Below are 24,489 nucleotides of genomic sequence, written 5' to 3'. Positions count from 1 at the left end.
CCTCATCGGCCGTTGTGCGCGTTGCCCGGATGATGCGACGATCTCACCGCACCGGTTTCGATCATACCCCAGACGGCTCCTCAGGATATGCACGAGCAGTGTGTGTCCTAAAACAATCTGACAAATGAGCGCCACGCATCCATATCGGCGTTCTCGCATGGCAAGCTTGCTATGAGGGTGCGCCGAGGGCACGGGGTCCGGTGATGGGAGGCTGCGAGGGTCCGCCCTGCTCTTGCTCCGGGTCCTGCTGCGGGCTCACGTTCGCTGCTGTTGTTAATGCGTATGATGTCATCGGCTTTCTGAAACCGTCTACCATAGAGGAAGCGGTTCTGCGCGTTTCGGCTGCTGTTCCGTTTGATCTCATGCACGGTCTGGCGACGGCGCTGTTCCTGGGACCGCTCTTCGCGCTCTGGACTCGTCGCATCGATCGCGTGGTGCGCAGGTTCGCGCTGCGCGGATAGGTGGAAAATCTATGCACGGTGATACCATCTTGCTGCTGAGCTTCGTGCTGGCGCTCGTGGCGGCCTTCGCAGGGGGTCTTCTGGCTCGCGTCCTGCACCTGCCGACCATCGTTGGCTATCTGGCGGGCGGGTTGGTCGTGGGGCCGTTCACGCCGGGGTTCGCAGGTGATTCCGCGGCTATGTCCCAGCTGGCCGAGGTGGGAATCATGTTCCTCATGTTCGGTACCGGTCTGCACTTCTCACTTCGTGATCTTTTAGAGGTCAAGGCCGTTGCCGTGCCCGGTGCCGTGCTCCAGATAACTCTGGGGACGCTTGCAGGTTTCGCGTTGGCGCGCGCGTTCGGTTGGGCCGTCGCTGCGGGTGTGCTGCTCGGTCTGTCGGTGAGCATCGCCTCGACGGTCGTGCTCATCCGCAACCTCACCGATCAGGGGTTGTATCAGTCGCGCGGTGGGCGCGTGGCGACCGGCTGGCTCATCGTGGAGGATCTCGCGACGGTGATGATCCTGGTCGTGCTGCCGGTCGTCTTCGGACCCGGCGAGGTCCACGGCGCGAGGCTCGTCTCGGAACTCGGTGTCGCCATCGCCAAGACCGTTGCCTTCATCGCGATCATGCTCATGATCGGATCGCGCGTTCTGCCTTGGCTTTTGCGCGGGATCGCGCGGTTCTGCCCGCGTGAGATGTTCCAGCTTGCGGTCGTGGTCATCGCGCTCGGGACGGCGACGGCAGCGTCCGTGCTGTTCGACCTCTCGGTGGCTCTTGGCGCGTTTCTCGCCGGGCTCGTCGTGAGCACCTCGAAGCTCTCTCATCGTGTGGCAGCTGAGAGCATTCCGCTGCAGGATCTATTCTCCATCTTGTTCTTCGCCTCTGTCGGCATGATGGTTGATCCGCTCGCGCTCTCGGCTCATCTGGTCGAGCTGGCCTGCCTCGTCGCCCTCATCGTAGCCGGCAAGTGGGCGATCAATATGCTGCTCGGCGTGGCTCTCTCCGCTGGGTTGCGCACATCGCTCACGGTAGCGGCGGGTCTGAGCCAGATCGGGGAGTTCTCATTCATCATCGGTCAGACCGGGATGGCCCTGGGGGTGCTGGATGCCGACCAGTACACGCTCATTCTGGGGGCGTCGGTGCTCTCGATCGCGCTCAACTCCTCCGCGTTCGGCTTCATAGACCTCATCGAGCGTCGGATGCAGCGCTGGCCCGGGCTCGCAGCCCTCTACGAGCGCAACACCCGCCCGCTCTGCGAGCCCTCCCGGGGTATCAGCGGGCACGTGGCCGTGATCGGCTACGGAGCCGCCGGCCACGGGGTGACCGAGGTCCTGCAGAATCTGGGGATACCCTGCTTGGTCGTCGAGCGCGACCTGGAAGCGGCCGAGGAGGCGGAGGAAGCGGGCTTCCCCGTTCTGGTGGGGGATGCCGCCAACTCGGAGATCCTCGACCACGCTCATCTCGATCGCGCCCGCGTGCTCGCGATCACGATCCGCCGCGAGCCGTCGGCTGAGAAGATCATCCGCGATGCCCTGCGTCGCGCCGGCGACCTGAGCATCGTCGTGCGCGCCGACAGCGAGGACGGCGTGCGCTCCATGATCGCCGCGGGAGCGCGCGACGTGGTGCGCCCCGAGCTGGAGGGCGGGATCGAGATCATGCGTCATACCCTGATCGATCTCGGATTTCGATCCAAGCAGATACAGTGCTATGCAAACGACCTGCGCGAGAGCGGTTACGAGGCGCTCGGCGACGACGCGCGCGCCAAGCGCCTGCACGCCTTCGAGCGCCTCCTCGCTTCTTTGAGCGGGGCCGATATGCACTGGATCGATCTCGGGGAGCGAAGCGCTGCAGCCGGTCAGACCCTCGCTTCGCTTGATCTGAGAGCGCGCACCGGCGCGACCGCCGTCGCGCTGCGGCGCGGTCAGAACCTCGAGTTGTTTCTGGATCCGGAGACGGTGCTTCGCGTCGGCGACTCACTCGGTCTCATCTGCACGCCAGATGAGCTGGATCAGGCGGAGGAGGTGCTCAACCGACCATGTGAGTGCGCTGATGGCACCGATTTTCCAGACGATGCGGCGGCACCGAGCACTAGAGCGCGATGACGAGTTCCACCGGGCAGTGGTCGGAGCCGAAGACGTCCTGGCGTATCGTCGCCTCCACGATGCGATCTCGTACGGAGTCGCTCACGAGGAAGTAGTCGATGCGCCAGCCGGCGTTGGTTCGGCGCGCATGGAACCGATAGCTCCACCAGCTGTAGGCATCGCGCACGTCCGGATACAGATAGCGGAACGTGTCGGTGAAGCCGGCTTCGAGCAGCCTGCTGAAGCTCGCTCGCTCCTCATCTGAGAAGCCGGCGTTCCCGCGGTTCGACTTGGGATTCCTGAGGTCTATCTCGTTGTGCGCCACATTGAAGTCGCCGCAGGTGACAACAGGTTTGTCTCCCATGCGCTCCAGCTGCTTCAAAAACGCGCGGTAGGCTTCGTCCCACGCCAAGCGCACCGGAAGCCGCGCGAGCCCGTCTTGCGAGTTGGGCGTGTAGACGTCCGCGAACCAGAAGCGCTCGAACTCAAGGGCGCACACGCGCCCCTCTCGTATCGCAGGCTCGAGCAACTCGCCGCCCTCGACGACATCCAGCATGGCATCTGCTCTCAGCGTCCGGATCGGCTGCTCGCGGGAAAACACCGCCGTGCCGGAATAGCCCTTGCGCGCGGCATAGCTCCACGTCTGATGGTATCCGGCCAGATCGAGATCGATCTGGCCCTCCTGAAGCTTCGTCTCTTGAATGGCCAGGATATCGGCATTGAGGCTCGCGGCGATCTCGCTGAAGTCCGGCTCCTTCTTCATGAGCGCGCGCAGGCCGTTCACATTCCAAGAAGCGAATCGATATATCCGCTCGTCAGCCCGCTCAGGTTGGGAGCCGGCGCGTTGCATGTCTGGCATGGCGATCCTTCCGACGAATCGATCTGGACGGCCGCTCGATCACAGGTCGAGGCGGTTCCTGACGGCCGCGATGAGATCTCGGCCGTGTTCTTCGCGCGGAACGGCTGACTCGCATCTCGCGTCACCGGTACCCTATCGTACTATGTTTTGATCGCATATGGCCTCCGTTCAGGGCCGTCAATGCGCACCTCCGTTGAAATCTCCTATCGAATCTGACTAATTCTTGCGTCATCGCGGTGGTGTTTCGTTGTGAGCCGATATGTCTGGATACAATAGAGTGAGTTGCATATCACCTGTACCAGACCGGCCCGGCAAAAGGGCTCGGCGGGAGTACGTGAAAGGACGCTCATGGCACGTGACAGCAAGACATGGCGATGCGGAAAGTTCGAGCTCAAGTTCGACCGTCCGCGCATCATGGGGATCCTGAACGTCACTCCCGATTCGTTCAGCGACGGGGGCTCCTATCTCGATCCGGATGCGGCGATCGCGCACGGCCTCAAGATGCTGGATGAAGGAGCCGACATCATCGATGTGGGAGGCGAGTCGACGCGGCCCAATTTCACGCCCGTCGGAGCCGATGAGGAGGCCAAGCGCGTCTTGCCCGTCGTGCGCGAACTCGTCGCTCACGGTGCCATCGTTTCGATCGACACCCGTCACGTCGAGGTCGCGAAGGCCGCTGTGCGCACGGGCGCCTCCATCGTGAACGACGTGACCGGCTTCACCGACCCCAAGATGGTCGAGTTCGTCAAGACGAACACCTGCGGCGTCATCATCATGCATGCCGGGGAGATCGTCGAGCCGGTGCGAACGCACACTCCGGTGCAGCTCGACACCTCTGCCGCCGCATTCGTGGCGCAGAAGGCTCGCGAAGCCGCTGAGCGAGGGAAGTCGAGCACGGTGACAGGCGCGATCGGCGTGAAGCCGATCCAGATAGAGCTGCCGTTGCAGGACGGCTCGAACGGTCCGCTCGCCGCCAAGGTCGAGAACGAGCCCGCGCCGACCGTTGCCGTAGCCTCAGGCGAGGTGCTGACCGAGCCCTCTTCAGCAGCCGAGGACGCGACCGATGCGGTCTCCGTTGAGGCGATCGCGGCGAGCCCGGTCGTCGATGCTCCCGAACCCATGCAAAATGATCATCTCGCAGACATCATGCGTCGAAGCGCCAAACGAGAAGATGCCTATGTCGGAACCTCGCAGCTGCGGCGATTCACGCTTCCGGATTCGGCGCCCATCATGCGTCGCGTCATGGGATTTCTTTCCGACCAGGCGCGCGCCCTCATGCATGCGGGCGTCGAGAGGGAGCGCATCTGCATCGATCCGGGAGCCGGTTTCGGCAAGACCATCAACGAGGACATCATCGTCATCCGAGAGACCGCCAAGATCGTCTCGCTGGGATATCCGCTGCTGTGCGCGGTTTCGCGCAAGCGTTTCGTCGGAACGATCAGCGATGTCGACGAGGCCACCAAGCGCGATGCGGCAACGTTCGGCATGTGTCTCGGTGCGATCGAGAACGGAGCGAACATCGTGCGGGTTCACGATGTCGCAGGCTTCGCTCAGTTCCTCAACGGCTTCTGGGCCGCGGCGCGCCCCCAGCCGCGGCGCGCGTTCGTCGCGCTCGGCTCCAATATGGGAAAGCGGATGGAGAACGTCCGGCAAGCCCGCGATCTCATCGCCGAGATCCCGCTCACCTGCGTCTCGAGCTGTTCGCGCATCTACGAGAGCGAACCGGCATACATGCGTCGGCAGGACTCCTTTGCCAACGCGGTTATCGAGATCAAAACCGAGCTCGCTCCTTTGGTACTGCTGAACGAGCTGCTCAAGGTCGAGGACAGGCTCGGTCGCAACCGCACGCGCAGCGCGCGCCCGAATGGTCCCAGGGTCATCGATTGCGATCTGCTCTGGATGGACGGCGAGATCCATGGCGGAGACAAGCTGCGTCTTCCTCATCCGAAGCTCGGAGAGCGCGATTTCGTACTCGTCCCTCTTGAGGATCTCATGCATGATCCGGCGAGGTTCTTCCGCTATGAGGGTGTCGAGGTGCTTGAACCCGAACAGCGCGTGGGCCACGTGACCGGAGAGCTCGGGAACCTGTAGTCGGCTACGGGCCGCCGCTCAGCTCATGCGACGGTAGATCTCACTGATTCCCTTGAGGGTGAGTTGCGCATCCATCGCATCGAACACGTCTGTCGAGCCGGCGATGACACCGGCGAGCCCACCTGTTGCGATCACGTGGCAGTGGGGGGCCCCCAGTTCGTTTCGGATTCGCTTGATCAGACCTTCAACCATGGCCGCTCCACCCACAACGATACCGACCTGCATGGCCTCGGCGGTGGTGCGCCCGATCATATGGGCGGGAGCCTCCAGCGGAATGCTCGCGAGGCGCGCGGCGCGCGCCGCCAGCGCATCAGCGGAGATGCGGATGCCCGGGGCTATGGCACCGCCGATGTAGTAGCCCTGCGGGTCCACCACATCGATGTTTGTCGCCGTACCGAAATCGACGACGATGGAGGGAGCTCCGTAGAGCTTCTCGGCGCCAACGGCGTTGGCGATGCGATCCGCGCCGATCTCCTCGGGGTTGCGCGCATGGATCTTGGTGACTCCTTCCGTGTCCGCCCCGATCACGACCACCGATGTCGAGAGTCGCCGTGCGACGGTGAACCACTCTCGCGTCAGCTCGGGTACGACGCCGGCGAAGGCGACGGCGTCCACGCTGCTGAGTTTCATATCACACATGCGAAAGTATCCATCCAGACGCACGTGGATCTCGTCGCTTGTAAAGGTGCGGTCGGTAGGCATGCGCCACGAACGCACGAGCACGTCGCCGTCAAAGAGCCCGAGGGCGGTTTGCGTGTTGCCCATATCGATCGCAAGCAGCATGATGATCTCCGTTTCAAGATGTCGTCGGTGCATCCGTTGTTGGTGGGGCACTGCTGGCCATTGTATCCATATTCGTTGCATCGGGCTCAAGTTTTTGATTTCGGTTATGAAGCCCTCATTTCAAATATGGATTTATGTGATCGAGTCAAAAGAAAGCTTGCGTTCGTAAGAGAGCACCCGTACTATAAATTCTTGCGCATCAAAGCGCGCTTCACATTGCGGGGTGGAGCAGTCTGGTAGCTCGCCGGGCTCATAACCCGGAGGTCATAGGTTCAAATCCTGTCCCCGCGACCAAAAACAAAGTCCCTGACCTGTGAAAACGGGTCGGGGATTTTTCGTTGCCACCGACCCGACAGTCTCTTTGCCACAATGTGACCTGAAAAACAGGTGCTCGTATTGGTGCTTCGGCGAAGACCGCTGTCCAAGCCCCTTCCATGCGACATGCTCGGTCCTGAGCGGACAGTTGACTTGGCAAGGGACGCTCTCGGCGGCCATGCAGGGGACGCAGGGCGCTGCAGATGCGCGGTTCATGGTGAGCGGAGACGTGCGGATCGGCGCTATTTGCCCTGGTGCTTCCGTTTGCGTTTCCCTGACGAAGCTCGAATCGCTCGCGCTTTTTGGTTTCGCGGCGCTCGCGGGCGCCGGCCTTGCGCTGCTGGGCGGACATTTCGCGCTCCTGCGACATGGCCTGCTGGGCCTTGGTAAACGAACCATTCTGCCGCAGCTCTCGCGCCGCCTCGCGCTGCCGGCGCTTGGGGTTGGCGGCGATCTTGGGCGCATCGGCGCACAACGCGGCCTCGGTGAAGCGCAGGCCGTTGCAGCCCTTGCATATGAGGCTCTGACCCTGCTCGTTCGACGGCTCCGCGCCGAGCATGACGCGGCACGCCGGGAGCCGCCAGTCCTCGACGTGATTGAACACCCCCACCCAGAACTGGCCGTCGTGGTAGACGGTCAGAGTGGAGGATACCCTGCGAGCGATCCTTCCTCAGCGATTTCAAGAGGTGCCTCAGCGCCGCGCCGATCCGCCCAATGTGTCGTTATACGATTCGATGGCATGGTAGCGGGCGATGAGCCGACGCTCCAGCTCGTTGAGTCTGGAGTGCCGGCAGCAGAAGATGCGGACGAAGACCCGATCGCCGTTGCGAACGTCTGCGAAGACGTTGCCGTTGCCGTGCCCGGTCAGATGTTGCCTGACGCGCGTGCAGACGCGCAGCGATTGGCCCACGTATACGTTGTCATGAGCGCGACGGCGCAAGCTCCAGCGCTTGGGATTGGTCAGGATCACATAGCACCCGGGGCGATCCAGGGTCTTGTAGCCCGCCGAGGCTCGCCCGCCGCTTTTGGAGGTGATCCAGTCGCGCAGGAACTCCTCGGCGGCTATCGGCGATCCGCGTCGCATGGTGCGTTTGAGGCTCGAGGGCGAAAGAAGTCGGACCGCACGCAGGGCGATAGCTGCTGCGAGGAAGAAGACAAGAATGAGAGGGATGAGGTCAGACAGGGCTGCGAGATCCGATGGTGGGAAACGAACGGGCATCGAGGTGACCTTCTGCGAAGCAATGCTGATTTCAGAGTGAATGGATCGCAGTGTAGCATAGATCGCGAGTTGAGGATCCCTGGGTGTCGATCCGCTCGCTCATCTGAGACAGCCCCGCGAGCCTGCGATTCTGTTGCAGGGCCGCCGGCGCTGTCTGCAGCTCGCGCACCGAAAGCTACCTTTCACCGAGCAGTCGCGTTCCCATTTTGGTAAATCAATAAACTATATGCTATGCTCCGCGAAAGGTCAGCCCGGAAGTGCCACGTAGATGAATCAAAAGGACGGAGATCTCCGCCACCGACACGAGCGAAGGGGAATCCATGGAAAAGCTATCGAGCAATCAGAACACCGGCATGACGAGAAAGCAGTTCGTAAAGGGGATGTGCGCGGCCGTGGTCGCCGGCATGGTGGTGCCGCTTGCCGCCTGCGGCGGCACGCGCGGAGACGATGCGTCAAAGAACGGCAGCAGCGGATCATCCAAGGTCAGCGTGGGCATCTCCATGCCCGAGCAGCAGCTTGAGCGCTGGCAGATCGACGGGGACAACCTGAAGAAGAAGCTCGAGGAGTACGGTTATGAGGTAACGCTCCAGTTCGCGGACGGCAAGACCGATCTGCAGTCCTCGCAGATACAGAATATGGCCAACCAAGGCGCCAACTACATCGTTGTCGCCTCCATCGACGGAACAGCGACCGGCGCGGCAGTCGAGCAGGCGGCAGCCAACGGTGCCAAGATCATCGCCTATGACCGCTTGATCATGAACACCGACGCCGTGGATTACTACACGACGTTCTCGCTGGACGAGGTCGGCAAGATGCAGGGGCGCTACATCGTTGACAAGCTCGGCTTGGAAGACGGCAAGAAAGGGCCGTTCAATGTCGAGCTCATGTCCGGGTCCCCGACTGACAACAATGCGAAGTACTACTATCAGGGCTCATGGTCGGTACTCGGGACGTATTTCGACTCCGGAGTGCTCAAGTCCAAGTCCGGCAAGATCCCGACATCGCAAGATGAGTGGCAATCCATCGGCATCGACAACTGGGACCGCCAAAAGGGCCAAGCCGAAATGGAGAACCGCATCAACTCGTTCTACAACGATGGCACCAAGCTCGACGCGGTATTGGCACCCAACGATGCCATCGCCCTGGGGACCGTGAACGCCGTCGAGGGAGCCGGGTGGAGCTATTTCCCGATCATCACGGGTCAAGATGCCGAAAAAGCCAATGTTCAGGCAATTGTACAGGGCAAGCAGGCAATGACCGTCTACAAGGACACAAGAGAGCTTGCCAAGACCACAGCAGAGCTCATCAAGGACATGGTCGACGGCAAAAAACCCGAGGCGAAGGATACCTTCAACAACGGGAACAAAGACGTACCCTCCGTTCTGCTGAAGCCGATTTCCGTTGACAAGAGCAACGTCAAAAAGGAACTGGTCGACTCGGGCTACATCTCAGCCGCTGATGCGGGCTTGTAGACGTTGAGCCCAGCGTGCCGCGCCCGAGGTCAAAAAGGGCGGGCACCCGTGCGTGTATACAATGAATCTCAGGAGGACTCGTGAGTAACGGGCATGATGTCATATTGCAAATGCGCCATATCACGAAGCGCTTTGGTCCCGTCGTCGCTCTGGATGACGTCAACATCACCGTGCGACAGGGGCAGATCTTCTCGGTGTGCGGAGAGAACGGTGCGGGCAAGTCCACCCTCATGAACGTGCTGTCCGGTGTATATCCGTACGGAAGCTACGAGGGGGACATTCTCTATAGAGGAAAGCCCTGCCAGTTCAAGAGCATCAGGGACTCGGAGAGCCAGGGAATCGTCATCATCCATCAGGAGCTCGCGCTGGTTCCCTATATGAGCATCGCCGACAACATCTTTTTAGGCAACCCGATTAAGAAGGGCATCAAGGTCGACGACGATGCGCAACGTGCATCCGCGGCAAAGGCGCTCGAGGCGGTCGGGTTGCATGAGAGCCCGGATACCCTGATCGCGAATATCGGCGTGGGCAAGCAGCAGCTCGTTGAGATCGCCAAGGCGCTGACCAAAGACGTCAGGCTGATGATCTTGGACGAGCCGACAGCCGCGCTGAACGACGAGGATTCCGGGCATCTGCTTCGTTTGATCGATGACCTGCGGCGCAACAAGGGCATCACCGCCATCATCATCTCCCACAAGCTCAACGAGATAGCAGCCTCGGCTGATGAGGTTCAGGTTATTCGTGACGGCAAGACCATATCGACCATGACGATCACGGAGGAGCAGCCGCTCGATCAGGATAGGCTGATTCGAGATATGGTCGGCCGTCCCTTGACCAATCTGTATCCCGAGCACATCCCGAATATAGGAGATGAGGTCTTTCGAATCGAGAACTGGTGCGTCCATCATCCGCTTGATGAGAAGCGGCTGGTGGCGGAGAACGTGTGCCTGAATGCGCGAGCAGGGGAGATCGTCGGTCTGACAGGCCTGATCGGAGCCGGCAGGACCGAGATGGCGATGAGCGTGTTCGGTCGCCAATACGGGGTGCGCGCATCCGGCAAGCTGTATCTGGAGGGCAGAGAAGTCTCATTTCCCACCGTCCGGTCCGCTATCGATCACGGTGTCGCATACGCGACCGAGGACAGGAAGACGTACGGACTCGACCTCTTGATGACGATCCGCGAGAACATCTCACTAGCGAGTCTCAAAAGCCTGAGCTGGCGAAGTGTGATCGACTGCGATAGAGAGAGAGCGGTATCGCAGAGGTACCGCAATGAATTTCGGATCAAGTGCCCGACGGTCGAGATGCCAGCGAGCAATCTGTCCGGCGGAAACCAGCAGAAAGTGGTGCTCGCCAAATGGATGGCGACAGCTCCCAAGGTCTTGATCCTCGATGAGCCGACGCGCGGTATCGATGTCGGGGCCAAGTTGGATATCTACGAGATCATCGATCAGCTCGCGGACAGCGGCAGCGCTGTCGTGGTCATCTCATCAGAGCTGCCGGAACTGCTCGGCATCTGCGATCGCATCTACACTATGTGCGAGGGATGCATCACGGCTTGCTTGAATGCGAGGGACACCGATCAAGAGGAGCTCATGCGCTATATGACAAATTGCGTCCCGGTGAAGCAGAATGGCTCTGCGGACATCCATCTGAATGAAAGGACATGCTGAGATGTCGACTACCAACATTGCGGTGTCAGCTGATGAGGAAAAGAGAGGCGATTCCGCGCATCGGGATAACGTGGCTCCGAGCTCGCAAGAAGACTCGATGAAGAAGCTGCTCTTCGGCAATATGCGCTCCTATGGAATCTATCTGGCCTTGGTCCTGGTCATCGTGATCTTTCAGGTCCTGACGGGCGGGCGCCTTCTTTTCCCCAACAACGTCGTCGCACTCGTTCAACAGAACGCCTACGTCTTGATCACCGCGATCGGCATGCTCATGATCATCATCGGTACGCACATCGATCTCTCGGTCGGTTCCGTCGTGGCCTTTATCGGTGGCCTGGGCGCTTTCGCCATGAGAAACTGGGGTATGGACTGGACGCTCGCGATTCTGTTCATGATGATCGTCGGGCTCGTTATCGGGGCGTGGCAGGGATTCTGGGTGGCGTATGTGCGCGTGCCGGCGTTTGTGACCACACTGGGCGGCATGCTCATATTTCGCGGATTGGCAACGGTGGTCGCCGGCGAGTCGATCCCCCTGCAGTCGCAGCCATTCCGAAGCATCGCCAAAGATTATCTGCCCAACGTGTTCGGCTTCTGGGGTGGTCTTGACGGCCTGACCGTTGTGATGGGCGCTTTGGCGATCATAGGCGTCATGTGGTCGCAGTGGAACAGATACCGCAAGGCCGCCGAGGCCAACCTTCAGACAGAGCCCAAGATGTGGCTGTTCTTGAAATGCCTGCTCGCTGCTCTCGCCATCGGCTACGTCACCTACCTCTTTGCCAGCTCGGGCAACGCTACTCAGGGCGGTGTCCCGATCGTTCTGGTCATTGTCGGCGTGCTGGTCGGGATCTACTGGTTCGTGCTGAATCGAACGGTGCTCGGACGCGATATCTATGCCGTCGGAGGCAACAGAAAAGCCGCCATCCTCTCAGGCATCAACACCAACATGGTCGATTTCAAGGTGTTCCTCAATATGGGATTGCTGACGGCGATAGCGGCGATCATCACGCTTTCTCGCTTGGCATCCGCTACGGCTGCAACCGGGCAGGAATATGAGCTGGATGCCATCGCAGCGTGCTTCATCGGCGGAGCGTCCGTCTCAGGTGGCGTCGGAACAATTCCCGGCGCCATGGTGGGCGCGCTCATCATGGGCGTCCTCAATCAAGGTCTCTCCATCATGGGTGCCGACGCTGCCATCGTGAAGACCATCAAGGGAGCCGTCGTCATCGCAGCGGTTGCATACGCCCTGCTCAGCAAGAGGAAAAAGGGTTGATCCGAGATCTTCACGCGCTGAAGGTGACGCGACGACGATGCGCGGCACCGTATGCGCTGCGGCATCGTTCGATATGATCGCGCGCCCGAGAACCGCTCAGAGGAGTCGACTCATGAACAGAAAGACGATCAGCGTGCGCATGCACGCACTGGCGGCATCGACATGCTTCGTGTGGCTCATCCAGACGACCGCGAAATCGCTGTCCTCGGGGTCTCCATGGACTCCGGCGGATATCTTTTTCTGCCTGTCCATCCTGATAGCCGCTGTCTATATGTCGACTCAGGCTTTTCTGCTCCATCGCAACGATTGATTCTCGACGGCCAGATCCGGACCCTGCTGCGAATCTCGGTAGCCTGTCATGCTGAAACCACCGATCCCGCAGTGACATGTCACAATCAATCCGGATTCCCAGACATGCGAACCGGATCAGAAGTCACAACCGGCGAGCAGCTGGTAAGCTAGATGAGATGTGAGAGGGGCCGTGTAGTGTCAACATTGAAAAGCATCAACCAAGATGATCTGCGCAATCACAACCTCTCCGTTGTGCTTGATACCATCTTGCGCTCGCAGGAGCCCATGAGTCGGGCCGAGCTGGCAAAGGCGACGGGGCTCACACGGGCTACCATGTCATTGCTCATATCCATGCTTCTGAGAGAGAAGATCCTTTACGAGGGCTCTCCTATTTCTGCTGCGACCTATGGGCGACCGAGTACGCCGCTCATGATCGCAGGAGGCAGGATCTGCGGCATCGGGTTGCAGATCAACACCGATGGATACGGTTACATGATTCTCGATCTCAATGGGGATGTTGTCAGCGAGAGGTGGATCAGCGCATCGATCGGCCACGTTCGGGCGGAGGATATCTTCTCCGAGCTGAATCGTCTGGTCAGCGAGGGCGAGGGACTGATCAGGCAGCGCGGATATCACGTCGCCGGAGCCGGCTTGGCCCTGCCTGGTCTGGTCACCGATGGCTTCTGCCTGCTCACAGCCCGCAATCTCGGCTGGGAGCAGCTGGATCTCAGACAGTTCGATCTGGTTGAGCGCTTGGGTGCGCGCGCGGACAACGAGGCCAACCTCGCGGCGATAGCCCAGATACCGGGATACGCGGTTCAGCGCGTCGACGGCGGAGTCGTCGGTCCGTCCGATTCCTTTCTCTACATCTCCACTGATATAGGTATCGGCGGCGCCGTGGTGCATCATGGACGCGTCTCAAGTGGCGATCACGGTTTCGCAGGAGAACTCGGTCACGTATCCGTGCAGATGAATGGACCGATATGCGCCTGCGGAAGAAGAGGCTGCGTAGAAGCATATGCTGGGCGACGAGCGCTTGTCGAATCCGCGGGCATAGCCACAGGTGAAGATGCCGTGCGCATCGAAGCGATCGGGGAGGTGCTGATGCGTTGGAATGAGGGCGATCCCAAGGCGGTTAAGGCTGTTGATACAGCTGTGGACGCCTTGGCGTCTGTCATGGCATCTGCCATCAATATGGTAGATGTGGATACCGTCGTGCTCGGCGGACTGTGGGAGCGCTTCGGTCCGGCCCTGGCTCAGGAGATCGAAGATCGGCTGCAGCCGCAGCTCCTCGGAGCGCCGGTGGTACGCGGTCACGTTGCGATGCCCTATATCAACGATCGACCGGCACTGCAGGGGGCGGCCGAACTTGGTCTTCGACGCTTTCTGAACGATCCATTGCCTCTTATCGATAAATGATGCCCTCTGTGTTCGAGCTGGCAGCTCCGTGCCCCAATTTCTCGAGGTCGGCGATGCCGCATCCGGTCAACTGTCCGGCAATATCCGAAAACCCGAAGCGAGCAGATGCGACCTGTGGGCAGGTCCTCCCGTGGGTTCGGGCCTCAGCGAGCTGAACGGGATACCGGTGCCGGAGAAAAGTCTGCCGTTCGCCAGGTTTCGCAATTTAGAAGCCATCCGGGCAGGTTCTTTTGTAAAATGATTTAACAGAGGCTGGCCGGCCGATCTCGAGCATAGATGCTCGTCAATGAGCACCCCTGTCCGGGTTCCACCTTTGATAGTCAATTACCATGAAAGGTCGAAGCGACATGAAATTCACCAATGGATATTGGCTTGCACGCGATGGAATTGAAATCTCAAGTCCTCAAGAAGTGTACGATTTCGATGTCACAGACCAATCCGTTACCGTGTTCGCGCCCTATAGGCACATCAAGGTGCGGGGCGATACGCTTAATTTGGGAATGAGCACCATTCATGTCACGTCTCCGCAGGAAAACGTTCTGGCGGTAAAACTTGTTCATTTCGACCAGTTGCCAAAAGCACCGTGTTTCAACATCAATGACCAGCACCGCTCGTTGGATACCAGCGTGAGCGATACGGAGATGACGATTTCGGCGGGCGAGCTGACAGCGCGGCTCCCTCTGGGCAAACGCGATTTCAAGATCGAGTTCACAGCAAACGATCGGGTGCTGACGGCATCAGAATATGGCGCGCAGGCAGAGATCTGCGACCGCAACGATCGAAAACACTATATGCGAGAGCAGCTATCGTTGAATATAGGTGCGCTGGTGTATGGATTGGGCGAGCGCTTCACACCGTTTGTGAAAAACGGACAGGTAGTTGATATCTGGAACCAAGACGGCGGAACGGGCAGCGAGCAAGCATATAAAAACATTCCGTTTTATCTCACCAACGATGGATACGGTGTATACGTCAATCACCCGGAGCGCGTCTCCTATGAAGTCGCGTCTGAAAACGTGTCACGCGTTCAATTCAGCGTCGAGGGTCAGGCTCTCGAGTATTATGTGATCTACGGACCCACACCAAAGGAGATCTTGGAACGGTATGCGAGTTTGACCGGCAAGCCGGCGCTTCCACCAGCATGGTCCTTCGGTCTTTGGCTCTCGACGTCGTTTACGACGGACTACAGCGAGAAGACGGTAATGAAGTTCATCGATGGCATGCAGGAGCGCGGGATCCCACTCGATGTGTTCCACTTCGACTGCTTTTGGATGAAGGGGTTCGAGTGGACGAACTTTGAATGGGATACCGAGCAGTTCCCCGACCCCGAGGGTATGCTTGAGCGCATACACGGCAAGGGTCTCAAGGTGTGCGTATGGATCAATCCCTATATCGCTCAAAAATCATCGTTATTCGCAGAGGGGAAGCAACAGGGCTACTTTATCAAGCACAGTGATGGCAACGTATGGCAATGGGATCTATGGCAAGCTGGTCAAGGCGTCGTCGATTTCACCAATCCCCAGGCGGTGGAATGGTACAAGGACTATCTGCGCGCCTTGCTCGACATGGGGGTTGATACCTTCAAGACCGATTTCGGCGAGAGAATCCCAACGGAAGACGCCGTCTATTTCGATGGTTCCGATCCGGAGAAGATGCATAATTATTACGCATATCTGTATAACGAAGCAGTCTTCGATGTGCTGAAGGAAAAGAAAGGCGACGGCGAGGCGGTCGTTTTCGCTCGTTCAGCAACAGTGGGATCACAAAAATACCCGGTGCATTGGGGTGGTGACAACCTTTCCCGTTATACATCGATGGCAGATTCGCTTCGAGGAGGACTTTCATTTCTGCTTTGCGGATTCGGGTTCTGGAGTCACGATATCGGTGGATTTGAAGATACGGCAACGGCGGACATCTACAAACGCTGGACGCAGTTCGGTCTCCTTTCTTCCCACAGCCGATATCATGGGAATATCGAGTATCGTGTCCCATGGACCTATGATTCTGAGGCCGTTGATGTGACACGGGCATTTGTCAAGCTCAAATTGAGCCTCATGCCCTATCTCTACGCGGAGGCCGTGCATACCCACGAGACGGGCATCCCCTTGATGCGTCCGGTCTTTCTCGAGTTTCCTGAAGATGTGAACAGCTTTGGCCTCGATAGACAATACATGCTCGGTCGGAATCTGATGGTCGCTCCTATCTTCAACGATGAGGGCGCAGTGAAGTACTACCTTCCTGAAGGGATCTGGACCAACATTCTGACCGGAAAGGTGTACGACGTCGAAAAGAACGGTGCCTGGTTCGATGAGCGATATGATTATCTGACGCTTCCGCTTCTGGCACGTGAGAACAGCATGCTTCTCATGAATCCGAGCGCAGAGCATGCTGATTACCCGTATCCGGATGCACCCGAACTTCATGTTTTCCAGCTTGCAGATGGCAGACATGAGCAGCGTGTCGTCGATCAAAGGGGAAACGCATGCGGAAGCATGGTGCTTTGCCGGCATGGTAGAGATGTGTCGATCGATGTAGGAGCCTTGAGTTCGTTGCCCAAGATCGTGATGCATGAGAAAGATCAGACGATCAAGTTCGATATCACCGCCTCCGAGCAGACGATTACGCTCTAGAAACATGCTCCTGCATTTCTGGTGTCAACAAGTTCGGCGAGTCGGATGAGAGAAGAGAGCATATGTTGAAGTCAATACAGGCGCCCAATCTCGTTCCATGGAAGGAACGATTCAGCTATGCATCGAGTGATTTCGCTTGCAATCTGGCGTTTTCGATGATCGGCACCTATCTGATGTATTTCTACACAGATGTATTCGGCATCTCTGCCGTAGCGGTTGGAACACTGTTTCTGGTTGCTCGTGTCGTCGATGCGATCGATGGTCCATTCTGGGGCATCATGATCGATCGCACGCACACGCGGTGGGGTAAGAGCAGACCGTACTTCTTATGGTTCTCGATCCCCTTTGCCGTTTTTTGCGTGCTGTGCTTCACTACGCCTGATCTGAGCATATCCAACAAGATCATTTGGGCATATGTGACCTATATTGGAGTCGATGTCCTATACTCGGCTGTCAACATTCCCATCACCTCCATCCTTCCCAGTCTCACGAACAATTCGGACGAGCGAGTGGTTCTCAGCACGATTCGTCAGTTTTTTGGAACCGCTGGCGCCACCATTGTTACGGTTGCCGCGCTACCTCTGGTCAGAGCCTTTGGACAGGGCAACGAGCAGGTAGGGTTCTTCCGCACCATGATCATGCTGGCGGCGATCTCCGCCGTGCTCCTCTTGATGACATTCAAAAACACGCGCGAGCGAGTTCAAACAAGCTCATCGAACAAAACCGTCTCCATCCGGGAATCGGTCAAGGCGCTTAAAAGGAACTGGCCTTGGGCGATCGTGATCTTCATTAATTTCGTTTACTGGATCGGGATGCAGACGAAGTCGCAGGTCACGGTTTATTTCTTCAAATACAACATGCATGATGCCGGCTTGGCCTCATTCATTCTCGGTTTGCAGGTGGTGGCGTTGTTAGCGGTGCTTGTCACGCCATATACCGCGCGGAAGATCGGGAAGCGCAACACGATGCTTGGTGGAATGGTGCTCGCGATCGCGGGTCAGCTTATTTTGAGCATCGGTGCGCATTCGCTGAGTGTTCCCATCATCGTGATTGCAACCGTGGTTGGTTATCTGGGGACCGGATTCGTTTCAGGTCTGATCGCTGTGATGCTCGCGGATTCTGTTGACTACGGCGAGTGGAAAAACGGGGTGCGCGCGGAGGGAATCGTCACCTCGTTTTCCAGCTTCAGCGCAAAGCTGGGAATGGGAATCGGAGGTGCTGTGACCGGTGCGATCCTCAGCATGGGTGGCTATATCGCAAATGCGACCCAAAGCAGCGGCGCGCTCAGTGCCATCGAGGCGAACTATATCTGGGTGCCCATAGTGGGGTTCGCACTTTCTGTGATCGCGCTGCTGTTCTACCGTGTGGACAGCATAGAGGAACGCATGCAGCACGATCTCGAGGTCAAACATGCACATGAATAACGTGTAAGAGCTCTGCGAAGTGCGGCGGAGAAGTTCGTGCACCTGTGGGAAATGAGGGGATCGCCGTGTATTACATCGGTATAGACCTGGGTACCTCAGCGGTGAAGTTGCTGCTGGTCAGGGAGGACGGAGGCATCGAGAACACCGTCTCCAAGGCTTATCCGGTCGAATATCCGCATCCGGGCTGGAGCCAGCAGGATCCGAGGGTCTGGTGGGATGCGGTGAGGGCCGGTGTTCGCGAACTCATCGCAGGCCGCGACGCGGCTCTCGTGCGCGGCATCGGATGTGGCGGCCAGATGCACGGCTTGGTTGTTCTCGACGCCGACGACGCGGTCATACGGCCATGCATCCTGTGGAACGATGGGCGCACAGAAGCCGAGGTCGCTTATCTCAACGAAGAGATAGGGCGTGACAGGATATCCTCGTTGACCGGCAACATAGCGTTTGCGGGCTTCACGGCACCCAAGCTCCTGTGGATGCGCGCTCATGAGCCGGGTGAGTTCGCCCGGATCGCCAAGATCATGCTTCCCAAAGACTACCTGTCCTATCAGCTGACGGGCGTGCACGCGACCGATTTCTCGGACGCCTCCGGTACGCTGCTGCTCGATGTCGAGCATCGCCGTTGGAGCACGGAGATGCTCGACATCTGCGGGGTCAGCGAGAAGCAGATGCCCGCGCTTCTCGACGGCGCCGACGCCATCGGGACCGTGGATCCCAATGTCGCACGGCAGCTGGGTCTACCGCCTGGAGTCACCGTCGCAGCCGGTGCCGGTGATAACGCGGCGGCGGCTGTGGGCTGCGGTGCCGTGGCTTCTGGCTCATGCAACATCAGCCTCGGAACATCGGGCACGGTCTTCATCCCGAGCGACAGCTTTCGGGTGGATGCCCAAAACGCGCTTCACTCCTTTGATTACATCGAGGGCCGCTTCCATCTCATGGGATGCATATTGTCGGCTGCGAGCTGCTCGGGATGGTTTCTGGGCGATATCCTGCGCAGCGAGGACTTCGATGCGCAGGAAAGGCCTGTCGATCCGAGTCGGGTGAGCTCTGATCTGCCGTATTTCCTGCCGTATCTCATGGGAGAACGCAGTCCGCACAACGACACATCCGCACGCGGCGCCTTCATCGGTCTGCGAGCGGACACACCGCGCTCAGATATGGTCCGTGCGGTCCGCGAGGGGGTCGCGTTCGCGATTCGGGATTGCGTCGATGTCGCGCGCGCCGAGGGAATCGAGATTCGCCGCAGCACGCTGTGCGGCGGCGGAGCCAGAAGCGCGCTGATGCGCCAGATCTTAGCGAGCGTCTTGGATATCGATCTCGATCTGCTCCAGACCGAGCAGGGGCCGGGTTACGGTGCGGCTGCGCTTGCGATGGTGGCATGCAAAGACCAGCGAGATGTTCAGACGTGCGCGCGCGATATCGCGCGGATCAAAGAGACGGTCTCACCCGATCCCGAGCTGACGGGAGCGTATGAGCAACGCTATCGCATCTGGCGGCAGCTGTATCCGGCACTGAGACCGATCTATCGCGAGATGGGAGAGAGTCATGAGGGTTGAATCGGTATTCAGCGATGAATTTCGCAGGTATGGCAGGGTCTGGCAAGACATCCCCGAGGAACTCACCACATCGGTGACGACGGCGCTCGAGACCTCGACTCCGATGCCCGTCGCAACCGATTATGTGGCGAGCGAACCCGCACTCGAGACGCTTTCGTGCGCCGAAGCGCTGAAGCTTGTGCTCTATGGCGGTCGATCGGCGCAGCTCGGTTGGTGCAACGGTCACAACACCCAGCTCAACTGCCTCGAGTATCATCGCTCGAGCGAGTTCAATCTCGGCGCGCGCGATTTCATCCTGCTTGTGGCGGGTCTCGATCAAATCGAGTCCGGATCGCTTGAAACGACGCTCGTGCGCGCCTTTCGGGTGCCGGCGGGGGTGATGGTCGAGGTCTTTGCCACCACACTGCACTACGCCCCATGCCAAGTCGATGAGGATGGTTTTCGGGTCATGGTGGCGCTGCCGCAGGGCACCAACGCTCCAAGGCCTCAGATCGACCCTTCGCTCGCCGCCGGCGATGCGGATCTGCTCTGGGCGGCGGACAAGTGGCTGCTCGCCCATGCTCATAGCTCGGAGGCATCCCAAGGTGCCCACATCGGACTTATAGGAGAAAATATCGATCTGGCTCACGTATCGATGCGTTAGGATTCAAGACAGTTTTATGCGGAGTCTGGGTTCGCGTCCGTGCACCCAGAGAAAAAGGAGAGGCACCATGCTGGAATCAAGCAACATCCCCCAGGTCAGACTCGGACTCATCGCCGTATCGCGCGATTGCTTCCCGATCGAGCTTTCCGAGCGCCGCCGCTCCGCCATCGCAGCCGCCTGCGCTGAGCGGGAGCTCGCTGTGACTGAGATCAAGACGACAGTCCAATCCGAGGCAGAGATGCTGGCCGCCGTCGACGAGGCGCGCGCAGCCGGTGTCAACGCTCTCACGGTCTTCCTCGGCAACTTCGGTCCGGAGACACCTGAGACGCTGATCGCTCAGCGCTTCGACGGGCCCTGCATGTTCGTCGCCGCAGCCGAGGGCGATGGCGATCTGGTCAACGGCCGCGGTGATGCGTTCTGCGGAATGCTCAACTGCAGCTACAACTTGGGGATGCGGCATATCACAGCACATATCCCCTCCTATCCGATCGGCACCGCCGAGGACATCGCTCAGATGATGGCGGACTTCGTACCGGTAGCTCGTACCGTCATCGGTGTCTCCGATCTCAAGATCATCACCTTCGGCCCGCGTCCGCAGGACTTCTTCGCGTGCAACGCTCCCATCAAGGGACTCTATGAGCTGGGCGTGGAGGTTGAGGAGAATTCCGAACTCGATTTGCTGGTCTCCTATAAAGAGCACACTGATGATCCCCGCATCGAAGCGGTCTGTCAGGATATGGCAGCCGAGATGGGGGAGGGCAATTACTACCCGGATATGCTTGCCCGAATGGCGCAGTTTGAGATCACTCTGCTCGACTGGGCCGAGCAGCACAAGGGCAGCCGTAGTTATGTCGCGTTCGCCGACAAGTGCTGGCCGGCGTTTCCGAGTCAGTTCGGTTTCGAACCGTGCTACGTGAACAGCCGTCTGGTCTCGCGCGGCATCCCCGTGGCGTGTGAGGTCGACATCTACGGCGCGCTCTCCGAATACATCGGCATGTGCGCCAGCGGAGATACCGTCACGCTGCTCGACATCAACAATTCGGTGCCGCAGACCATGTACGAGGAGTCCATCAAGGGCAAGTTCGACCACGGCTACCGGCTCACCGACACGTTCATGGGCTTTCACTGCGGCAACACGCCCAGCTGCAAGATGTGTGCAGACCGCGCCGTGAAGTATCAGCTGATACAGCATCGTCTGCTCGAGCCCGAGGGAAGCGATCCAGATTTCACGCGCGGCACCCTCGAGGGAGACATCGCTTCGAGTGAGATCACGTTTTTCCGGCTCCAATGCGATTCGGAGGGCTGCCTGCGCAGCTACATCGCTCAAGGCGAGATCCTTCCGGTCCGTACCGGATCATTCGGCGGCATCGCCGTGTTCGGGATTCCAGAGATGGGACGGTTCTATAGGCACGTGCTTCTCGAGAAGCACTATCCGCATCACGGTGCCGTGGCGTTCAACCACTGCGGCCGTGCGCTGTTCGACATCTTCCGGTATCTGGGGATCGGCGACATCGCCTACAATCAACCGGCGAGCCTGCCGTATCCCACGGAGAATCCGTTCTAGCCAATTTGCTCTCACAAGATAGTGCCATGACGGCCGGGAACCCTCGAAAAGGAGGGTCTCCGGCCGTTTGGATAAAAGGTTGAACGATCCTTACTGACAGTAACGCGTTCGTGCTGTTCTTTTATCGCTTTGTCTGCGGACTTTCATCACTTGCTTATGCTGCTGATCGTGATAATTAAATCACTTTGGAATGGGTCAAAAAAACTATGTTCTATGACCGATCTGCCAGCATGCAGTGGTCGTAGAGAAGCTGATTCAAGGATGCGAATCGAACGATTCTAGTTTTATTCTACATTGACCTCGAAATCGAATCGGCACATCGGAGAAGGGAAGTATTCGATGCTGACTTCCATGAGTTTATCGAGTTGATCATAAACATGGCTTCGTAGCACAGATAATGCAGATCCAGTCTTGACGTTGAGCAATTCCGCTATGCACGGCTCTGACTCAGTCGCCCAGACTGAGCGGAATGCATGGATGGGATGAATATCGTAGATTGCTTTGAGTGTTGAATAGAGTGATTCAACTGAGAAGTCGTGGTTTTCGATGTCGGGAAAACGTTCGCTAGGGATCCATGTACGCAGATATACCGAAGGATTGCCATCCGTGTAACGGACCCGTTCGAGAAAGAACCATGTTCCTCCTGAGGCGCAGCGATCGCCAGCCACGTCGCTAGGAAGAGGTGCTCGTGAGAATTCAAGCACTCGTGTCGCGGGTGCATGACCGAGGAGCAGCATCTCCTGAGAGAAGCTCAAGATTTTGTTGGCAAACATTCCGTAGTTTTGAGCTTTTACAAAACTGCCGCGGGCGCGCTCTCGAACAATCAGTCCAGCGCTCACAAGTGAACCATACGCCTGCCGTACCACTGGACGTGACAGATTGAACGTTTCATCAAGGTCATCTTCAGTCGGTAGTTTATCGCCCGCCTTCAAGATTCCTGACCCAATTGCTCGCGTAACGGAATCCTCCAACTGCTTGTACAGGGGCACCGGAAGCGATCGGTCGATAACGATGTAGCTGGCTTGCATGACGTTTTCCGATCTTGCTCTGTATATTGCCTAATATGCTGTCGCTACACATGATAGCAGCGATCTCGCTCACGCAGGATCGCTGCTTGAAATACGCGTGGGGTTGCGGGCTCAATGGCAGAAGCTGATCCAAAAATATTGGCCAGCGCCAACTCGGAAGTATAACGCTGCCTTCTACTGCTCCTGCCACGCCTGCTCTTTGGTGCCGCTCTCCGGAAGGAAGATGCCGACGTGTGCCACGCCAGTTTCAACCGCCAAAGCAGCTAGTTTTTCGACGCTAGGATCGCCAATTCTCGATTGTGATACGCATTCGAGCACCATTGCGACATTTGTTCCGTATACAACGCGAATTCTAGGATCGACCAGTGCTTTCATTGCCGCGCTTTGGAAGGGGCTTCCCTGCAACACATCGCAAAAAAGTAAGATTCCCTTCGCGTTGGCATGTCGAGAGAGAGCTAAGTCTATCTTGTTATCGAGTTCAGACTTCGTCTCATCATCGAAAAACTCTACTGTTTCGATTTGATCTTGTGAGCCGAATATCATTTCAACGCTTGATAAAATACCAGAAGCGAAGCTGCCGTGTCCCGCGATCAAAAAATCAATCAAGGTGCCCCCTCTTTTTTTGACTCATTTTTTCATAATGGCCAAGTGACTCTTTAAATGGATTGATATTCGTATCTATAAAAATGTCACGCGCACCGCCCGCGGCGACAAACTGGAATGGCACTGTGTAGACGAGTGGTCCCAAGTACGTGCTTGTAGCTGGCGAGAAGATAAGGTCACGATTGTCAGCTTCGATATTTTTACAGGTCAGCACATGAACACGCGGAGTATACTGCTTGAAAACAGACCGGAAATGAATCATTCGTTCGAATTCTGGCTCATCTGAGCCGATCATGACGATGGTCTGGTTGTCACGTAGTGCCATAACTGGCCCATGGGCGAATTCCTCGAGCTCATACCCAATAGTGGGAATTCGCAACATTTCGCCAATCTTAAGCATCCCTTCAAGCATCGATCCGTAATCGATACCGTACCCCAGCACATAGATTCTGTCACTGTTCACGATTGATGCTTTATTTCGGTCGTACCAATTCTCTCCAGCGTCGATTATCCGAGAAAAATCACTAATAAGCAGCTGAGCTTGTTGGACCATGCCATCGTATTCATGTGGCTTGAGAGTGCCGTTCGCCTTGGCGGTTTCAATTGCGCATAAATAGGCCGTCAGGATGGTGACGGTATAACCTTTCGTTTCAGGTGGCGTTAATTCATCGCCCACAAGCAACGGTATCGTTGTTTCCGCACAGTTTGTGATAGCGCTTTTCATATCGTTTGTAATCGCAAGCGTGCGACAACCGAGTTTACGTCCGTACTGCATAACTCTGCACGTGGAAACTGATGTTCCTGATTGGCTGATACCGACAAATAAGATATGATCGTTCGCAATGGAGCCCGTCCAATCAGGTTTTTCATAATGCTCAAAAACAGTGGGGTAGCAGGCTTCAGCGGCGATTCCGACGATATGCTTGAAATAATAGGCAGCGATGTGTGCGGCGTTGTAGGATGTGCCGGATCCGAAAAAAATGATTTTCCTAATGTTGCCTTCATTGATTTCTGCTGAGAAGGGGTGGGTAAAACTCGTCTGATCGGCGAACACGCCGGAGAGCACTTCTGGTTGACTCCTGATGTTGCCAAGAACAGTCTGTTTGATCTGACCGGTTGTCATCATAA

At 58.0% G+C, this 24,489-nt stretch carries 20 protein-coding genes and 1 tRNA gene; 14 read left to right on the top strand and 7 right to left on the bottom strand.

From position 1 onward, the window contains the following. Positions 1-203 precede the first annotated feature (203 nt). Positions 204-461, top strand: coding sequence for a hypothetical protein (locus tag CORGL_RS08870; RefSeq protein ID WP_041738743.1), 258 nt, complete (start codon positions 204-206; stop codon positions 459-461). Positions 462-472: 11 nt separating this feature from the next. Further along, positions 473-2,545 (top strand): monovalent cation:proton antiporter family protein, encoded by a 2,073-nt coding sequence (locus CORGL_RS08865; protein ID WP_013709571.1) that lies wholly within the window; start codon positions 473-475, stop codon positions 2,543-2,545. Here CORGL_RS08865 and CORGL_RS08860 read toward each other — a convergent pair. Beyond that, a complete protein-coding gene (locus CORGL_RS08860) occupies positions 2,532-3,383 on the bottom strand; it encodes an exodeoxyribonuclease III (RefSeq protein ID WP_013709570.1) in 852 nt (283 codons plus the stop codon). The two genes, CORGL_RS08865 and CORGL_RS08860, sit on opposite strands and share 14 nt — an antisense overlap. Before the next feature lie 348 nt (positions 3,384-3,731). Between CORGL_RS08860 and folP the strand changes: the two genes are divergently transcribed. Continuing rightward, the gene (gene folP, locus CORGL_RS08855) at positions 3,732-5,474 is read left to right on the top strand and encodes a dihydropteroate synthase (protein ID WP_013709569.1); all 1,743 of its coding nucleotides are present in this window, start codon (positions 3,732-3,734) and stop codon (positions 5,472-5,474) included. Between the two features lie 18 nt (positions 5,475-5,492). On the opposite strand, the gene CORGL_RS08850 is transcribed toward folP, so the two are convergent. Continuing rightward, the gene (locus CORGL_RS08850; protein ID WP_013709568.1) at positions 5,493-6,257 is read right to left on the bottom strand and encodes a type III pantothenate kinase; all 765 of its coding nucleotides are present in this window, start codon (positions 6,255-6,257) and stop codon (positions 5,493-5,495) included. 217 nt (positions 6,258-6,474) lie between these two features. On the opposite strand from CORGL_RS08850, the gene CORGL_RS08845 reads away from it, so the two are divergent. Further along, positions 6,475-6,551, top strand: a tRNA-Met gene (locus tag CORGL_RS08845). Here the strand turns inward: CORGL_RS08845 and CORGL_RS10255 are convergent. Together CORGL_RS10255 and CORGL_RS09495 are read right to left on the bottom strand one after the other, a co-directional pair. Further along, positions 6,508-7,212: a YjdF family protein gene (locus CORGL_RS10255; protein WP_425358167.1), complete on the bottom strand. Its 705-nt coding sequence runs from the start codon at positions 7,210-7,212 to the stop codon at positions 6,508-6,510. The two genes, CORGL_RS08845 and CORGL_RS10255, sit on opposite strands and share 44 nt — an antisense overlap. A 51-nt stretch (positions 7,213-7,263) precedes the next feature. Continuing rightward, positions 7,264-7,791: a GIY-YIG nuclease family protein gene (locus CORGL_RS09495; protein ID WP_013709566.1), complete on the bottom strand. Its 528-nt coding sequence runs from the start codon at positions 7,789-7,791 to the stop codon at positions 7,264-7,266. Positions 7,792-8,111: 320 nt separating this feature from the next. Between CORGL_RS09495 and CORGL_RS08835 the strand changes: the two genes are divergently transcribed. The 10 genes from CORGL_RS08835 (at position 8,112) to CORGL_RS08790 (ending at position 21,730) form a co-directional block, all read left to right on the top strand. Continuing rightward, positions 8,112-9,263: a substrate-binding domain-containing protein gene (locus tag CORGL_RS08835; protein WP_013709565.1), complete on the top strand. Its 1,152-nt coding sequence runs from the start codon at positions 8,112-8,114 to the stop codon at positions 9,261-9,263. Positions 9,264-9,343: 80 nt separating this feature from the next. Next, positions 9,344-10,936: a sugar ABC transporter ATP-binding protein gene (locus tag CORGL_RS08830; RefSeq protein WP_013709564.1), complete on the top strand. Its 1,593-nt coding sequence runs from the start codon at positions 9,344-9,346 to the stop codon at positions 10,934-10,936. Positions 10,937-11,033: 97 nt separating this feature from the next. Further along, positions 11,034-12,203: a multiple monosaccharide ABC transporter permease gene (mmsB, locus tag CORGL_RS08825; RefSeq protein WP_216476089.1), complete on the top strand. Its 1,170-nt coding sequence runs from the start codon at positions 11,034-11,036 to the stop codon at positions 12,201-12,203. Positions 12,204-12,315: 112 nt separating this feature from the next. Further along, a complete protein-coding gene (locus CORGL_RS08820) occupies positions 12,316-12,513 on the top strand; it encodes a hypothetical protein (protein WP_013709562.1) in 198 nt (65 codons plus the stop codon). Between the two features lie 176 nt (positions 12,514-12,689). Continuing rightward, positions 12,690-13,913, top strand: a complete 1,224-nt coding sequence (locus CORGL_RS08815; RefSeq protein ID WP_013709561.1) for an ROK family transcriptional regulator — start codon at positions 12,690-12,692, stop codon at positions 13,911-13,913. Between the two features lie 347 nt (positions 13,914-14,260). Continuing rightward, positions 14,261-16,543 carry an alpha-xylosidase gene (yicI, locus tag CORGL_RS08810; RefSeq protein ID WP_013709560.1) on the top strand — a complete coding sequence of 761 codons (2,283 nt, stop codon included), beginning with the start codon at positions 14,261-14,263 and terminating at the stop codon, positions 16,541-16,543. A gap of 62 nt (positions 16,544-16,605) precedes the next feature. Continuing rightward, complete coding sequence (locus CORGL_RS08805; protein WP_013709559.1) at positions 16,606-17,967, top strand: MFS transporter; 1,362 nt, start codon at positions 16,606-16,608, stop codon at positions 17,965-17,967. Positions 17,968-18,032: 65 nt separating this feature from the next. Beyond that, positions 18,033-19,523 (top strand): xylulokinase, encoded by a 1,491-nt coding sequence (xylB, locus tag CORGL_RS08800; protein ID WP_013709558.1) that lies wholly within the window; start codon positions 18,033-18,035, stop codon positions 19,521-19,523. After that, positions 19,513-20,166: a DUF4867 family protein gene (locus tag CORGL_RS08795; RefSeq protein WP_013709557.1), complete on the top strand. Its 654-nt coding sequence runs from the start codon at positions 19,513-19,515 to the stop codon at positions 20,164-20,166. Before xylB ends, CORGL_RS08795 begins: the two co-directional genes overlap by 11 nt. Before the next feature lie 67 nt (positions 20,167-20,233). Further along, positions 20,234-21,730: an L-fucose/L-arabinose isomerase family protein gene (locus CORGL_RS08790; protein ID WP_013709556.1), complete on the top strand. Its 1,497-nt coding sequence runs from the start codon at positions 20,234-20,236 to the stop codon at positions 21,728-21,730. A 284-nt stretch (positions 21,731-22,014) separates the two neighbouring features. Here CORGL_RS08790 and CORGL_RS08785 read toward each other — a convergent pair whose 3' ends face one another. The 3 genes from CORGL_RS08785 to CORGL_RS08775 all read right to left on the bottom strand — a co-directional run bounded on the left by CORGL_RS08785 (position 22,015) and on the right by CORGL_RS08775 (position 24,487). After that, complete coding sequence (locus tag CORGL_RS08785) at positions 22,015-22,758, bottom strand: GntR family transcriptional regulator (RefSeq protein ID WP_013709555.1); 744 nt, start codon at positions 22,756-22,758, stop codon at positions 22,015-22,017. A gap of 174 nt (positions 22,759-22,932) precedes the next feature. Continuing rightward, positions 22,933-23,364, bottom strand: a complete 432-nt coding sequence (locus CORGL_RS08780) for a PTS sugar transporter subunit IIA (RefSeq protein ID WP_013709554.1) — start codon at positions 23,362-23,364, stop codon at positions 22,933-22,935. Then, positions 23,357-24,487 carry an SIS domain-containing protein gene (locus CORGL_RS08775; protein ID WP_245526908.1) on the bottom strand — a complete coding sequence of 377 codons (1,131 nt, stop codon included), beginning with the start codon at positions 24,485-24,487 and terminating at the stop codon, positions 23,357-23,359. Before CORGL_RS08775 ends, CORGL_RS08780 begins: the two co-directional genes overlap by 8 nt. Positions 24,488-24,489 lie beyond the last annotated feature (2 nt).

It is taken from the genome of Coriobacterium glomerans PW2, from assembly GCF_000195315.1.
In the GTDB taxonomy this organism is placed as follows: Bacteria; Actinomycetota; Coriobacteriia; order Coriobacteriales; family Coriobacteriaceae; genus Coriobacterium; species Coriobacterium glomerans.
This window is presented reverse-complemented; position numbering and strand designations above follow the sequence as displayed.